The organism is Streptomyces sp. NPDC031340, from assembly GCF_055569945.1.
In genome coordinates, this window is sequence record NZ_JBVIIE010000040.1 from 1 (window position 1) to 15,098 (window position 15,098).

Consider the following 15,098-nt stretch of genomic DNA (forward strand, 5'->3'; position numbering starts at 1 on the left):
TTTGGACCGCAGCTTCGCAGACGAGCCCCCGGACCTCGGCAGACTTTGATGTTTACCGCCGCCCCCAGATCCACAGGTATTGACTATTCCTCCCGCAAACAGCACGTCTATGTTGAGGCCCAAGACATCGTGAGTGTGCGGTCCGACCGGCATGAGGTGAGCGAGTTCTGGCTTCGGTATGGGACGCTGCGGACGCAGCCCCTCAGCACCGAGGAGTCCTGGCGTCTCATCAAGCGCATGGCAGGGGAGCTATGAGCATCGACCAGCACATTGTGCAGCCCGGCGACCTCGCATGGTTCAAGAGCAGCTACAGCGGGACGAGCGGTGGCGACTGCGTCGAGGTGGCCGCCGGAGCGGGCACCGTGTACGTACGGGACTCCAAGGCCGTGGGCGACGGCCCCGTGCTGCGGGTGGGCCGGGCCGAGTGGGCCGCCTTCGTGGCACTCGCGGCCGGGTAGTTCCGGAGCGTATAGCGGCGGAGGCTGCCGAACGTCGGGGGCTTCACGCCTCGATGCGCAGCCAGGTGTCGCCGGTGCGGAGCCAGAGGGTGCCGTCGCGGCCCTGGCCGCAGCGCAGGACGACCCGGCCGGGTACGTCGAGTGTGCGGCGGTCGGTCACCGTCCAGGCGGTGCCGTCGAGCTCGGCGCGGGTGAGTTCGACGGTCCGCTTGTTGTGGTGGCGGCGGGTCAGTACCGCCCGGTCGCCGCGGACTGCGAAGCCGTCGGGGTTGCGTACGGGGCTGCGGTGGCTGGTCACTTCACCGGTGGACGGAGTGATCCGGGTCAGGTGGGTGCCGGACCGGCTGCCGGAGTACCAGACAAGCCACACGTGGTCGTCCTCGGTCGCCGCCGTGCAGCCCTCCAGCGGGTGGTCGGGCAGCCGGCCGCGAGGGTGCCAGGTCGCGCGGCCCTCGGTGTTCCAGCCCGCGAGGCCGGCCGCGGATTCCGGGTGTCCGCCGTAGATGCCCTCGTCCCCGTAGGCGGTCCAGATCCCTCCGCGGCGGTCGGTCACCAGGGCGGGGATGTCGTCGCCGACGCAGAACTCGCCCTCGGGCGTTCCCGAGGCGGAGTACACCACGGCGTTGGGCTCCCAGGCGCCTTCGGTCCCACCCCGCCGCGTACGGCCGCTCACCAGCAGGAACCGCGACTCCGGGAGCAGGGCCAGGTGGCTGGGCCAGATCCGGATGTCCCCGACGAGGGTGCGCCGCTCCCCCTGCCCCGTGACGGTGAGCAGCTCGCCGGTGAACGGGGCCTTCGGCCGCCACCCGACCCACCCTTTGATGTAGGGGCTGCGCTCCAGGTACCGCCGGTGAACCAGCATGACCGCCAGCTCCCCGGCCGGCCCGACCGTCCACCACAGGGCCTCGTACCCCCGCGAGGCATAGACGGAGGGCAGGCTCCACGCCTCCTGCACGGCGGCATCGGCGTGGTCGTTCATCGCGTGACGTGACATCGGGAACGGTCACCTCGGGGACTCCGGGGGCCGACGCCGCCCGAAGATCCCCACCTTACCGATGGCGAGTCCGGTGTCATACGGGTTTCTGTACGGCCGTTGTACGGGTCCCGAGGCGTGTCCCGGCCCTCGCGACCCGCGTTGGACAAGGCCCTGGGGGTGGTGGGGGCGGGTGGGTGTACTTCGGAACGAAGGGGCGTGAGGGCGGTGCAGGAGACGCGAGAAGCGCGGGAGCCGCGGAACGGTCGTACGGTGCGGACGAAGGACGAGGGACGAGGGACGCGACCTGCCGGGAGCGTGGTCGGCCTACGGCAGGCTGCTCCAGCACCTGCGCAAACGGGCCGGGATGAACCAGCAGGAACTCGGGGAGGCGATCGGCTACTCGCAGGAGCAGGTCGCCTCGGTCGAGCAGGGACGCCGGCCGGCGAAGGCGGCGTTCACGAGGGCGGCGGACCGGGCGCTGGAGGCGAGGGGTGTACTGGAAGTCCTCCAGGACGAGGTGGACCGAGCGAAGCTGCCCCGGTTCTTCCGTGACTTCGCCCTCATCGAGGCGGAGGTGCTGAGCCGCTTCTCCTACGACCCGCTGCTGGTGCCTGGGCTGTTGCAGACGGAGAGGTATGCGCGAGCGGTGTTCGCGGGCCACTGCCCGCCGCTGAGCGAGGAGATCATGGACCAGCACACGGAGGCCCGGCTGAGTCGACAGAAGCTGCTGACGCGGGTGCCGATGGCGGAGTTGTCGTTCATCATCGGTGAGGAGGCGCTGCGCGATCCGGTGGGCGGTCCAGAGGTGATGCGCGAGCAGTGGCACTGGCTGCTGGAGGTCACTGCGTTTCGGAACGTCGAAGTTCAGATCATGCCTGCCGGGCGGGGGTTCCACCCCGGCAAGAACGGTCCGTTCGTGGTGGTGGAGCCGGAACAGCATCGGCACATCGGGTACTTCGAGTCCCAAGGTGTCGGGTGCATGGTCCAAGATCCTGCCGACGTCAGCGCGTTCGCGTTGCGCTATGGCAAGCTGCGATCGCAGGCCCTGAACGTCGAGGAGTCTGCGCGGCTCATCAAACGGCTGGTGGGAGAGACATGAGCATGGAGCTGGTGACCGGTAACAAGGACGGGCTGCGCTGGTTCAAGAGCAGCTACAGCGGGTCGGACGGCGGTGACTGCGTGGAGGTGGCTGCCGACCTTGACGCCGTGTACGTGCGGGACTCCAAGGCTGCGGGCGTTGGGCCCGTGCTGCGGGTCGACCGGGACCGGTGGGCGGCTTTCGTGACGCTCGCGACGAGGTAGGGCATAGGGGAGACGGGCTTGCTCGGGCCACTTGGGGTGACCCGAGCAAGCCCGTTGTCATGCCAGCGGTTCAGAAGAGGGCGCCCTCAGCGCCCTCACCGAAATCCGAACCACCCCGTGCGGCCAGCTGCTCCTTACGCTTCCGGATGGCCTCCGGGGAGGGCGGGGGCAGATCGGGGTGCTTCTCCCTCGCCTTCTCCTCCGTTACTCCCTTGTGCAGGCCGAGGTGGACCTCGTCGGCGTACGCCTGGTGGTTCAGCTGGCGCAGCCGGTCGATGATCTCGGTCCGGGCGAGCAGGCCGATGGTGTAGCGGGTGCCCTGGTCGGTCTCATGGAAGCCGTGGTCGAGCGGGAACGTCTCGTGAGTTGGATCGGCGGGCGGTGTCTGCCCGGAGCCGTCCAAGAGGTCGTGCCAGCCGTACGCCTCGACAGTGAACCTGTCAATCTCCTCGTGCGTCCGACGCAGCTCTGTAACATCGTCATCCGAACAGTCGGGGTCATGAAACAAGTTGTAAGAGGCAGTGAGACCGATATTCCGCCGTCTCATCAGATCGCGACGGAGACTATCGAGGCGCCCCCCAAGGATTCGAAGGTTCGAATGCACAGCCGGACGAACCAGCGTATCAAACACATCCGATGGGGCATAATTTGGCACTTTAGGTTGTGCAATTCCCCGATCAATCGCCCACCAATAATGCACCGAACTAGACAAGAAGCACAACTCACCCAGATCGTCCGTGGCAAATGCGATCACTTTTTCAGAGAAGATTTGCTTCGCTGACACGAGGGCAGGCATTACCAGGTCACTCGATCTCGCCAGAACGACACACCGGTCCAAATTGCGCAGCGCGCGGTAAAGATTGGGCCGATGGGCGGCGAATCGCCACCAATACTCACGGTAAGCTTTGATCGGATCCTTGTCTCGCTGAGGCTTAACCAGCGATCGCACTCTTTCCAGGAGCTCTGGGTACTTCTCGGCTTTTTCCAGAGGCCAATCCCAGAAGGAGATCACCCATCTACTGGCCATTGAGTCGATCCGCGAATTCAGATCTTGGCCATTCAAGTAACGGAAGAGAACCGCCGAATTTCTTCCATCGACCGCAGTGTAGCTTGCAGCCTCGCCCGGAGAGAGAGTGAAACCTGTACCCAGCAGGTTGGATCCCTGGAATGCGATTCCTTGATTGCACAACAACCGACCCACGAGCCCTGAGGAACGCGTCATCGGACTCAGAGACGCGTCAATACCTGCGACTGGTGCACCATCCAGGACACGGCGCAGTAGGCTGGAGAGTCGAGCTTTAGTCAACCACGCAATACAGTAATGAAGCGCTGCCGAGCGGGATGGCCAGGGCCTACTTCTGACGGCAGCTCTTATTTGGAAACCGTCATCCACCAACTGCTGAAGACCAACGGCTCGAGAATCGCCTTGCGCCAACGTATTGGTGGAGATTACCGCCACCTGCCCCTTTGTATTGAGCAGGCCAGCCTGCCTGAGCAAGAAGTATGCAACCAGGTCAGCGGTGCCTCGAACGCCTCGAACGCCACGGCCAACTGTCTCAACCAAAAAATCGCGGTACGCTTCACCGAAAGAAGTCTTCAATTTAAGTCCGCCAAGGAATGGCGGGTTACCTACAATCGCATCGAACCCTCCCCTCCGCGTAAACACCTCCGGAAACACCAACGGCCAATGCACCGGCCGCCGCTCCAGCGCCCCCTCCGGCAGCTCAGCGCCCAGCCACTCCTCCGCCTTGGCCCGGGCCTTCCGCACCACCTCGGAGTCGTCCTCGACTCCGTCCTCCATAACCTGCTGCACGATCCACGCCGCCTGCGGGAACAGGTCCCGGACGCGCTCGCCGCCGTCCTCCGCGTACCAGGGCACCCGACCCGCGGCGCACGTCGCCAGTGCCGCCCCCGCGATCAGGTCGCCCACCAACCGCAGGCGCCGCGAGTGCCGGTTAACCTCCTCCAGGCGCTCGCGTTTCCTCTTCAGCGCCGGCAGGTCCACGCCCTTGATGGCGGTGATCGCCAGGCGCTCCCGCGTGAGCTGGTCCACCAACTGCCGGGCCTGCTCAGCCAGGATGTCGGTCTGCTGCTCCGGCTTCATGTGGACGCCCTGGATCTGCTCCATACTGTGCACGCCCAGCAGCGAGTCGCCGCACACCAGCCGGTCGTCCAGGAACGTGAACGGGCGCCCCGGGTCCATCGACACCAGCCACAGCGACAGCTTGGCCATCTCCACCGCCATGGGGTTGATGTCCACGCCATACAGGCAGTGCTCGATGATCTGGCGGCGGGCCTCGATGACCACCGGGTCCTGTTCCGCGTCGGCAGCCGTCACGGCCTCCACGGCGCGCCCCGCCCGGTAGGCCATCGCGTCGGTGCGGCCCTCGTTCTCCCAGGCCTCTATCAGGCGGTCGCCCAGGTAGCGGCAGGCCGCCACCAGGAACGCCGCCGAACCCATCGCTATGTCCGCGACCTTGAGGTCCAGGATCTGCTCGGAGGACTTCAGCCGCCACTCCGCCGTGTCCGCCGTCTGGAGCGGGCCCGGCTCGTACACCAGGGGCTCCAGCGCGTGCAGCACGACCTCCTCCGCGAGGAAGCGGGGGGTGTAGTGCGTGCCGGTGTTCTTCCGGAGGGAGGACTCGGTGACGTACAGGGCGCCGTTCGGGATGACCGTCGGGAGGCCCCGCAGGTCGTCGCGGAGGATGCCGGCGAACGGCAGCAGCCGCTCCGTCAGGCCGGCGTGGCTCTTGGTCACCGCGTTCAGGCGGCGACGCGTCTCCGCCGCGGCCTCGGCTCCCACCGGGGCGAGCTTCTTCTCCAACTGGCCCGCCGTCGCGGGCGGCTTCGGGTCCTTCCACTTCTCGTGGATCGCCTTCGCCAGCGCCTTCAGCGAACCGCCGGACTTCGCAGCCAGGGACTCCAGCTCCCGCAGCGGGACCTCGTGCTCCAGGCCCTCGGGGCCGATCAGCCCGACCATGTGCTCGGTCGCGCGGCGCCCGTCGTAGGACAGCAGACCCTCGTAGACGTAACCGATCTGCTCCACATCCAGCGCGCGGAAGCTGAGCGTGCGGACCTCGCGGTCCTTGCCCTTGCCGACGCGGACCTCCTGCACGGCCTGGAGCATGTGCAGGACCGTGCGGTCGTCTATCGGGAGGAGCGGGGTGGTGCGCTCCAGCCAGGGGTAGGCGTCGGGGTCGAAGATCGAGCCGTCGTACGCCGGGAGGTGGAGTCCGGAGCCGGGGTGGTCCACTCCCCCGTGCACGGCGTGGAACAGGGCTATCAGGCGGTGCCAGGCCGACCTGGTGTGCTCCAGCGACGCCTCGCCCTCCTCGTCCGCCCGTGCCTTCAGCTCGTCGCGCAGGAAGCGGGCGGAGTACGACCGGGCGTACACCTCGTTGTCCGCCGGGAGCAGACCGCGTTCCTCGGCGAAGAGCAGGAACACTATGCGCATCATCACGGCGACCGAGGCTCGGTACACCTCGCCGGCGCTGACACCCGTGGCGTGCAGGCCGGGGGCGCCGTCCTCCATCGCCCGTACGTCCGCGCGGCCGATCGCGTCCACCAGCAGTTCCACCGCCTGGCGGACCTGGACGCCGAGTGCCTCGGTGACGTCCTCGCCCGCCGCCAGGCTCTCCTTGAGCAGGCCCACCAGCGTCTCGGGCTCGTCGTACTCGAAGAAGCGGCGGCGGCGCAGCAGCGAGACGAAGGCGCGGACGACGTTGCGTTCGGCGGCCTCGTTCCAGCCGATCGCGTCGAAGACAGCGGTGGTCGTGACGCCGCCGAGCGGGGCCCATACCAGGCACCACCAGCGGCCGTCCGTCACCAGGCCGAGCGGCACGCCGTGGTGGCGGAGCAGGCGGGCGAGGCGGTCGGCGGGGGCCGCCGCCCAGTCGCCGCCACCGCCCGCGCGGGCGGTGGGCGCAGTGCCTGCCGGGACCGTCATGCCGAGCAGCCGGACCCGCTTGGCGGCGGCCTCGGTGCTGGGTTCGGTGGCGAGGTCGGTGCCCGGGTCGGCGAGGGCGAAGTCGGGGCGGACCTCGGTGTTGTGCTCGGCGACGCGCAGGGTGAGACGGTCGAGGCCATCGTGCTCCGACTCGCCCACGCGGAGCGTCAGGGCGTCGTTCCAGCCGAGGAGGCGGCTCAGGATGTACGCCACCCACTCGTCGCGGCCCGCGGTGGTGTCGGTCTGCCAGTCGGCGTGGCGGGCGCGCAGCCTGGCCCGCTCGTCCTTCTCCAGCGCGTCGAGCTGGGGCCAGGCGCGCAGCAGGACGGGCATGGTGAGGAAGGGGCCGGATACCTCGGTGAGGTCCAGCCACTCCTGGTGCTGGCGGCGGCCGTCGGCGGCCTGGGCCTTGGCTGCGGCTATGCCGGAGCTCGCGGTGCGGCGGGGGCTCATCGGCGGGCCTCCTTTGCGGGAACGACGAAGACGACGGCGGCGGGGAAGAGGTGCGAGCGGGGCTCGCGGTAGCGGGCGGCGATGGCGGCGAGTTCGCGCTCGCGCTCGGCGGGCAGGCCTTCTAGGCGTTCCCGCCAGCGGCGGCGGTCGTCCTCGAACTGGCGGCGCTCGTGGCCGGTCAGCTCGTGGGTGGACAGCAGGGCGAGCTGTTCGCCGTCGCCGTCGCCCTCCTCCTTGAGCTTGGCGCGCAGGGTGGCCTCGAAGCGGTCGAGGGTGGCGGTGATGCGGCGCTCCTCCTCGGCCCGGCGGTCGGCGAGCCGGCTCTCCAGCTGGCGGCCGAGTTCGGCGGCGCGGGCTTCCAGGGACTTGTAGAGGCGGTCGCGGAGCACCGGCCAGGCCTCGGTGAGTTCCTTGCGCAGGTGCGGGGCGGCCTCGGTGCCCTCGGTGAGCGCCTGGGAGAGGACCCGGCCCTGTTCGTTCACCGACTCCCAGCGGCGGAAGCGGCCGGTGTCGCCGAACCAGCCGCCCGCGTAGAGGACTTCCTCGTGCAGGCGGGTGCCGTCGGTGCCGACGAGCACGTAGCGGGCGTAGGCGGAGACCAGGGTGGTGGTCACCGCCGGGTCGTCGGTCACGACGGCGGTGACGCGGCTGAGGCCGACCGAGTCGGCGTTCCAGACGGCGGCGGTGAGCAGGCGGGTGGACAGGGCGACCAGCGGGTGCTTCAGGTGGGCGAGGACCACGTCGTCACCGGCCTGCGCGGCCACCACCGAGGAGAACGTGAGCGGGCGCTGCTCGCCCTCGCGGAGTTTGTGGGCGAGGCCGCGGGTGGCGCGCTCCCAGCTTCCGGAGAGGGGCTGCACCTCGAAGAGGTCGCCGGGCTCGAACTGCTCGGCGCGGAAGTCGGAGGGCAGCAGCGGCGGCTGGTGGTCGAGGGCGAGGGCCGTGTCCACGACGCGCTTGACGTTGGCCGGGGTCAGGCCGAGGGCGGTCACGGTGCCCTCGTACTGGTCGGCGAGCCGCTTGGTCTGGGCGGTGACGTTCTGCTCGGGCGCGACCTCGCCGCCGGTGCGGCGGCCCTTGATCGGCTTCGGCCTGGCGTTCTCGATGTCGACGGGGGCGGTGTCGCCGGTCATGCGGCGCTGTACGGCGTCGGCGAGGACGGCGTTGACGGAGCCGAGGTCGTGCTCCATGCGCGCGACCTTCTTGGCGACGCGGGAGAGGAATTCGAGGTCGGCCTCGTAGGAGCCGGCCTGGGCCTGCTGCCAGCCGGAGCCGATGAAGTGGGTGATCTCCGGGTCCTGCTTCTGGCCCCAGCGGTCGATGCGGCCGATGCGCTGTTCGAGCTTGTTGGGGTTGAAGGGTATGTCGTAGTTGATCAGGCGGTGGCAGTGGTTCTGGAGGTCGATGCCCTCGCCGGCGGCGTCGGTGGCGAGGAGGATGCGGACCTTGCCCTCGGGCTGGGCGGGGTCGGCCTGGAAGCCGAGGCGGATGCGTTCGCGCTCCTCGGCGGACAGGCCGCCGTGGAGGCGTTCGACGCGGCCGCCGTCGGTCAGTTCCTCCTGCTGGAGGAGGTCGTGGAGCCATTCCTGGGTGTCGCGGTACTCGGTGAAGACGACGACCCGTTCGTTCGTCCAGTGCTTGCCGTCGGGCGTGCGGCATATCGCCTTGAGCGCGCGGATGAAGGCCTCCGCCTTCGAGTCGGGGGCGGCCTCGTGGGTGAGGGCCCAGCGCTCCATCTCCCGCAGCAGGTCCAGTTCCCGGCCGTCCTCGGCGGGGGTGAGCGAGGTGGAGCGGGTCAGGGCGTCGTCCTCGGCGTCGACGAGGCCGGTGTCGTCCAGGTCGGCGACGAGGTCGGCGAACTCCTCCAGCCACTCGGGGACTTCGGCGGCGGCCGCGCGTCCCTTCGCCGGGCCGGCGTCCTCCAGGTGGGAGAGGTAGACCCGGACGGTGTGCAGGAAGGCGGCCGGGGAGGAGAACAGACGCTTCTTCAGCAGCAGGGTCACCAGGTCGGCGGCGCGGCGCCCGCCCCGGGCCTTCGGGGTGAGCTTCCTGCGGCGCTGCTCGGCGAACTCCCCGAGCAGCCCGTGGATCCCACGCTCCTGCGGGGTGTAGTCGACGGCGAGTTCGCGGGTGCGGCGGGAGCGGAAGCGGAGCGTCACACCGTCGCGTTCGGTGATGGTGGACTTCAGGCGCCGTACGACGGTGTCCTTCAGGGCTTCCTTGTCGGGGTCGACGCCGCGGGCGAAACGCTGGTCGTCGATGAGTTCGAGCAGGGCCGTGTACGACTCGGGGTAGCCGTTGTGCGGGGTGGCGGAGAGGAAGAGGCGGTGCTCGAAGTGCGGGGCGAGGCGCCGGATCAGCTTGGTCTGCTGGGAGTCGACGGCGTACACCTGCTTGGGCGCGGCGGGCGCGACGTGGTGGGCCTCGTCGAGGACGAGCAGGTCGAAGAAGCGCTTGTGCTCGCCGTCGGGGCTCTCCTCGGGGGCGCCGATGACCTCGTCGAGGAGGCGCTGGGCCTTCTGGCCGCGCAGCCAGGGCAGGGAGACGATGGTGAGCGGGTGGACGCGGAAGGGGTTCGCGGCCGTGCCGTGGGTGCGGCGCAGGCGGGCACAGTGCTCGGAGTCGACGATGGTGAACTCCAGGCCGAACTTCTCGGCCATCTCGTCGCGCCACTTGAGGGTCAGGCCCGCCGGGCAGACCACCATGGCGCGGCGGGCCCGGCCGCGCAGCAGGAGTTCCTGCACGACGAGACCGGCCTCGATGGTCTTGCCGAGGCCGACGTCGTCGGCGAGGAGGAGGTTGACGCGGGGGGCGCCGACCGCGCGTGACACCGGCTCGAGCTGGTACGGCTCCACGGCGACACCGGAACGGAACGGCGCCTGAAGGGTCCTGGCGTCGGCGGAGGCGACGGCGGACCAGCGGACGGCGTCGAGGAAGGCGGCGAGGCGGTTCGGGGGATCGTAGGAGTCGGTGGAGGCGTCGGGGAGGGAGCCGGCGGGCAGGACGCGGCGGCCGGGCTCGACCTCCCAGATGACGGAGAGGGTGTCGCCGAAGCGGCCGTCGGCGACGGACTGGAGGTGGACCAGGGTCGCGCTTCGGCGGTCGTTGTCTCCGTCTCCGGCTCGCGGGGAGGGCTCGACCCGGGCCACCACCCATGACTGTCCGCGGACTTCGACGAGCTTGCCTTCCTCGGGGAGCTCTTCGGCCCCCGTCCGCTCGGTCGCACGCTGAACTGCCGACGTCATGAGCGCTGTTCCCCTCGGTGTCTGCTGCGCCGTCCGTAGACCGTGATCTGTCTCCCCGATCTGTCTCCCCACCGGAACGGCGCCACGGAGCGTAACACGATCCGTCAACTGTGAACAGAGCTAACACATTTGGGCTGCGGCTGAGGCGACGCCGCGTCAGCCCATCCTCCGCAGGCGCTCCAGCAGCGCCCGGCTGCGCCCGTGCCCGGTGGCGGAAGCGGGCCGGACCGCGTCCTCCTCGTCGACCAGGCGGCGCAGCAGTTCGGCGGCGGCGTGCCGTTCCCCGGCACGGATCAGCAGCACGGCGATCTCGTAGCGGGTGTCGAGGACGGCGGGGTGCCCGGACCCGAGCAGGCTGCGCTGTTCGGCGAGGACCGACCTCAGCTCCTCCAGGGCCTCCTGGGTGCGTCCGAGCGCGCCCACGCACAGGGCGGCTCCGGCGCGTGCGGCGAGCAGGCCCGCGCGGTCGAGGCCGGGGGCGGCCATCAGGCTCTGGTACTCCTCCAGGGCGCGGGCGGGGCTTCCGGACCGGCGCAGGGCCTCGATCTCCGCGAGGCGCGGGTGAGCAGGCGGGGCCTCGGTGGCGGGCGCCGGCCGGGGCGCCCACGCGGCGAGCAGGGCGGCCACCTCGGCGGCGGAGGCGGGCCGGTCCTCGGGCTTCTTCTCCAGCAGCCGCTCGACCAGGGCGCGCAGGCCGTCCGATACGCCGGAGCGGCGGTCGGCGAGCGGCGGGACGGGCTCGTTGGCGTGCCGGTGGTAGAGCATGAACGGGCTGCCGTCGGTGAAGGGCGGTGCGCCGGTGAGCATCTCGTACAGGACGCAGCCCAGCGAGTAGAGGTCACTGGCGGGGACGGTGCGGCCCACGGCCTGTTCGGGCGCCATGTAGACGACCGTGCCGGGGGTGGCGTCGGAGGCGGTGAACCGGGTCTCGCCGGGCTGGGGCTCCAGAGCGGCGGCGACCCCGAAGTCGAGGACCTTGACGTCACCTTCGGGGGTGATCATCAGGTTGGACGGCTTGAGGTCGCGGTGCACGACGCCCTGACCGTGGGCGTAGGCGAGCACCTCGGCCGTGCGGCGGGCGATGTCCGCCGCCTGCCCGACGCCGAGCGGGCCGTCGTTCTTCAGGACGGCGTCCAGGGCGCGGCCCGGGACGAGGTCCATCACCAGGTAGAGCTCGCCGTCGTGGTTGCCGTGGTCGAGGACGGCCGGGATGCCCGGGTGGAGCAGGCGGCCGGTCAGGTGGATCTCGCGCAGGAAACGGCGTTCCAGCGTGCTCGGTTCGGCTCCCCTGCCGCGGGTCGCGAGGAGCTTGACGGCCACGTCCCGGTGGTGGTCGCGGTCTCGGGCGGCCCAGACGACCCCCATGCCGCCCCGGCCCAGTTCGTGCGTGAGCTCGTACCGTCCAAGGCTTCGCCGCATCGCGCCCCGTCCCCAGTCCCGGCGCCTGCCGCGCCCGCCGCCTCCCGGCTGCCGGGAACGCCACGGCACCCGGCCGACAGGGCCATTCTGTCACCGGTCACGGCAGTCCCATGCCGCACCGGAGCACAAAGGTGGCCCCCGCAATCATCTCGTGACCGCAGCTGTGTTCAGCCGGCCCGGCTCACCGGGGAACCGGGCCCTGCGGGACCCAGAACGGGCGGCGGGGATCCTCGGGGACCGTACGCCTGACGGCCAGTTCGGGACGCGGATCCGGCAGGTGCGGCGCGAGGGCCGCGTAGACCTCGGCGGCGGAGGAGGGGCGGTCGTCGGGTCGCTTGGCGAGCAGGGCGGTGACCAGGTCCTGAAGGTCGCCGGGTACGTCCACCCCGAAGTCGGCGACGCGGGGCGGGGGCGAGGCGAGATGGTGGGAGGCCAGGAGGGCCGGCTGACGGCTGGGGAAGGGTGTCTCGCCCGTCAGCATGTGGTGCAGCAGGCAGCCCACGGCGTACAGGTCGCTGCGGCCGTCGAGTTGATCCCGCCCCGCCAGCAGTTCGGGAGAGGCACAGAAGAGGTTGCCGACGCCCTCACCGGTCGCCGTCAGGCGAGGGTCCGCGTCGGTGAGCACTTTGACCAGTCCGAAGTCCAGGATCTTCACGACGCCGTCCCGGCGGACCATGACGTTCTGCGTCTTCAGGTCGCGGTGGACGAGGCCGGCCGCGTGGACGGCGGACAGTCCCGCGCACATCTGGGCGGCGACGGCGACCGCCGAGGGGACGTCGAAGCGTCCGTCCTCCTGCTGGTCGAAGAGGTACTCGAGCGTGGTGCCCTCGATCAGTTCCATCACCAGGCAGCAGGTGTCGTCCGTGAGTGACGCGTCGAAGACGGTGGCGACGTTCGCGTGGTCCAGCCGCGCGGCCGCCCGGGTCTCCCTCCTGAACCGTCTGAGGGCCGCGTCGCGGCTGCTCGGCACGGCCAGCAGCTCCGTGGCGACGGTCTTCACGGCCACCGGCCGGTCGAGCGGCAGGTCGCGGCCCTGCCACACCTGCCCCATCACGCCCCGGCCCAGGATCGACTCCAGCCGATAGCGGTCGCAGAGCACCGATCCCGGCACCAGACCCGGCATCCTTCTTGACCTCCACATTCCCCACACATCACAGTGGAACGTGAATCTTGTGAACAGAGTCAATGAGGGTAGTAGCCTTCCCAGCAACACGGCGACCGGGACGCCGACCGGCCCAGCCGCCCAGTACCTCGGAGACCGATCGATGAGTACCCCCGACGTCGTACCCGTCAGCCTGGCCGAGATCGCCCGGATCGCAGGCGTCGGCCGGGCCGCGGTGAGCAACTGGCGCCGGCGGCACGACTCCTTCCCCACGCGGATCGGGGGCACCGACGTCAGCCCGCAGTTCTCCCTGGCCGAGGTCGAGAAGTGGCTGCGGGACAACGGGAAGCTGAAGGACATCGGGGGCCGGGAGCTGCTCTGGCCGCGTTTCGAGGCGCTGGGCAGCAGGAACGAGTCCGGTCTGGCCGTCGCCGAGGCGGCTTGCCGGATGCGTTCCTCCCGAGCGCGCATCACCCATCCCGAACTCTCCTTGCAGGCACGTGACTTGGTGGCCGATGCGGCGAAGCTGGGGCGTGCGGAGGGGCCGCGCGGGACCTTCGAGTTCCTGCTGCAACGGTGGCTGGAAACCCATGTCCGGCAGCTCAGCACCACGCCGCCGCCGCTCGCCACACTGATGACCCGGATCGCCCTCACCGTCCGTCTAGGTCCGCGGGACGGCGGACTGACCGTGTTCGATCCGGCGTGCGGCACGGGACACCTGGCCGCGGCGGGCGTGCAGGAGTACGACGGCCCGGGCCTCGAACTGCTCGCGTGCGAGCGTGATCCGGCGCTGGCGGCGCTGGCGTCCGCCCGGCTCGGCTTCGTCACGGACGGCCGTGACATCCGCACGCGGGTCGCCACGGCCGACGCGCTGCGGGAGGACCCCTTCCCCGGAGCCAAGGCCGACATCGCGCTGTGCAACCCGCCCTTCAACGAGCGTGACTGGGGATACGAGGAACTCGCCACCGATCAGCGGTGGGCGCATGGGCTGCCCCCTCGGACCGAGCCCGAACTGGCCTGGGTGCAGCACCTCCTGTCTCATCTCAAGCCCGGGGGCGTCGCCGTGGTCCTCCTTCCGCCCGCGGTCGCGTCACGCAAGGCGGGCCGGCGCATTCGCGGCTCGCTGCTGCGCACCGGAGTGCTTCGGGCGGTGGTGTCCTTGCCTCCGGGCAGTGCCCAACCGCACAGTGTTTCCCTGCAGTTGTGGGTCCTGCGAGCAGCGGCGGACGGCCCCGCCGCCCCTTCCCCCAGTCAGGACGCCCTCCTGGTGGACGCCACGGGTTTCGCACGACCGGGAACGCGTGAGCCGAGCCCCGACTGGGACGTTCTCGGTTCCTTCGTGCTCACCGCGCTGTCGTCCCTCGACCACCCTGTCCGGGAGCCGTTGGAGAGCGCCGTGCGCGTTCCCCTGCTCGACCTCCTGGACGACGAGGTGGATGTCACCCCGGGGCGCTACACCGCTTCGGCGTCGGAACCGTCCTCGAAGGAACTCGCTAGGAAGTGGGACGAGTTCGGAGCCCTGCTGACCGATCTGGCCGATCACGCGCGGCGTCTTTCCGCACTCGACGTCGAGACCGGCACCCAGCAGACCACGACGACGGTCGGAGACCTGGTCAAGGCAGGCGCCCTGACGCTGCGCGCCGGTCAGCAGCCCCCGGAGACGACGGCACCTGTCAGTGGCAACGCCGTGCCGCTCCTCACCGTCGGCGACCTGCTGGCCGACAGTGCTCCCGGCGGACTGCTGCGCACCGGCTCGGCCCACACCGTCGCCGAAGAGGGCGACGTCGTGGTAGCCGGGGTGATCCGGGCCTTCACGGCGTGGGTCCACGAAGGACCACCGGTGGCTCTGGGCCCTCAGCTCTACGCCTTGCGGGTGGATCCCGAGAAGCTGGACGCCCACTTCCTCGCCGGATGCCTGCGCGCGCCGGCCAACGGACGCCAGGCGGGCACGCACGCCTCCAGTTCGTCCCGGGTCGACGTCAGACGTCTCCAGGTACTGCAGCTCCCCTTGGAGAGGCAGGCGGCCTACGCCGAGACGTTCCGCCGTCTCAGGGCGTTCGAAGCGCTCGTCACCAGGGCCGGGATTTCCGGCAAGGGGCTGGTGTGCGACATGAGCGATAGCCTTGCAGCAGGCGGGCTGACCATCTGACCCTTGTCGGCCGGTCGGCCCAGGCACAGCGGGCGCGGCGGACCGGCT

Annotated in this window: 9 protein-coding genes; 4 read left to right on the forward strand and 5 right to left on the reverse strand. The window is 70.1% G+C overall.

All coding sequences use genetic code 11. The annotated features are described in order from the left end of the window. Window positions 1–251: 251 nt before the first annotated feature. Entirely contained in the window at window positions 252–458 is a 207-nt protein-coding gene (locus tag ACZ5GT_RS27540; protein WP_469031603.1) for a DUF397 domain-containing protein, read from the forward strand. A gap of 43 nt (window positions 459–501) precedes the next feature. Here ACZ5GT_RS27540 and ACZ5GT_RS27545 read toward each other — a convergent pair whose 3' ends face one another. After that, window positions 502–1,452 carry a hypothetical protein gene (locus tag ACZ5GT_RS27545; protein WP_469031604.1) on the reverse strand — a complete coding sequence of 317 codons (951 nt, stop codon included), beginning with the start codon at window positions 1,450–1,452 and terminating at the stop codon, window positions 502–504. Window positions 1,453–1,798: 346 nt separating this feature from the next. On the opposite strand from ACZ5GT_RS27545, the gene ACZ5GT_RS27550 reads away from it, so the two are divergent. Then, window positions 1,799–2,533, forward strand: coding sequence for a helix-turn-helix domain-containing protein (locus ACZ5GT_RS27550; protein ID WP_469031605.1), 735 nt, complete (start codon window positions 1,799–1,801; stop codon window positions 2,531–2,533). Beyond that, window positions 2,530–2,736 (forward strand): DUF397 domain-containing protein, encoded by a 207-nt coding sequence (locus tag ACZ5GT_RS27555; RefSeq protein ID WP_469031606.1) that lies wholly within the window; start codon window positions 2,530–2,532, stop codon window positions 2,734–2,736. Before ACZ5GT_RS27550 ends, ACZ5GT_RS27555 begins: the two co-directional genes overlap by 4 nt. A gap of 70 nt (window positions 2,737–2,806) precedes the next feature. Here ACZ5GT_RS27555 and ACZ5GT_RS27560 read toward each other — a convergent pair whose 3' ends face one another. The 4 genes from ACZ5GT_RS27560 to ACZ5GT_RS27575 all read right to left on the reverse strand — a co-directional run bounded on the left by ACZ5GT_RS27560 (window position 2,807) and on the right by ACZ5GT_RS27575 (window position 12,910). After that, window positions 2,807–7,135: an Eco57I restriction-modification methylase domain-containing protein gene (locus ACZ5GT_RS27560; protein WP_469031607.1), complete on the reverse strand. Its 4,329-nt coding sequence runs from the start codon at window positions 7,133–7,135 to the stop codon at window positions 2,807–2,809. Beyond that, window positions 7,132–10,380: a DISARM system SNF2-like helicase DrmD gene (gene drmD / locus ACZ5GT_RS27565; protein ID WP_469031608.1), complete on the reverse strand. Its 3,249-nt coding sequence runs from the start codon at window positions 10,378–10,380 to the stop codon at window positions 7,132–7,134. Before drmD ends, ACZ5GT_RS27560 begins: the two co-directional genes overlap by 4 nt. 156 nt (window positions 10,381–10,536) lie before the next feature. Next, complete coding sequence (locus ACZ5GT_RS27570; protein WP_469031609.1) at window positions 10,537–11,799, reverse strand: serine/threonine-protein kinase; 1,263 nt, start codon at window positions 11,797–11,799, stop codon at window positions 10,537–10,539. A 181-nt stretch (window positions 11,800–11,980) separates the two neighbouring features. Next, window positions 11,981–12,910, reverse strand: a complete 930-nt coding sequence (locus tag ACZ5GT_RS27575; RefSeq protein ID WP_469031610.1) for a serine/threonine-protein kinase — start codon at window positions 12,908–12,910, stop codon at window positions 11,981–11,983. Window positions 12,911–13,064: 154 nt separating this feature from the next. Between ACZ5GT_RS27575 and ACZ5GT_RS27580 the strand changes: the two genes are divergently transcribed. Continuing rightward, a complete protein-coding gene (locus ACZ5GT_RS27580; protein WP_469031611.1) occupies window positions 13,065–15,050 on the forward strand; it encodes an N-6 DNA methylase in 1,986 nt (661 codons plus the stop codon). The last annotated feature ends 48 nt before the right edge of the window (window positions 15,051–15,098 follow it).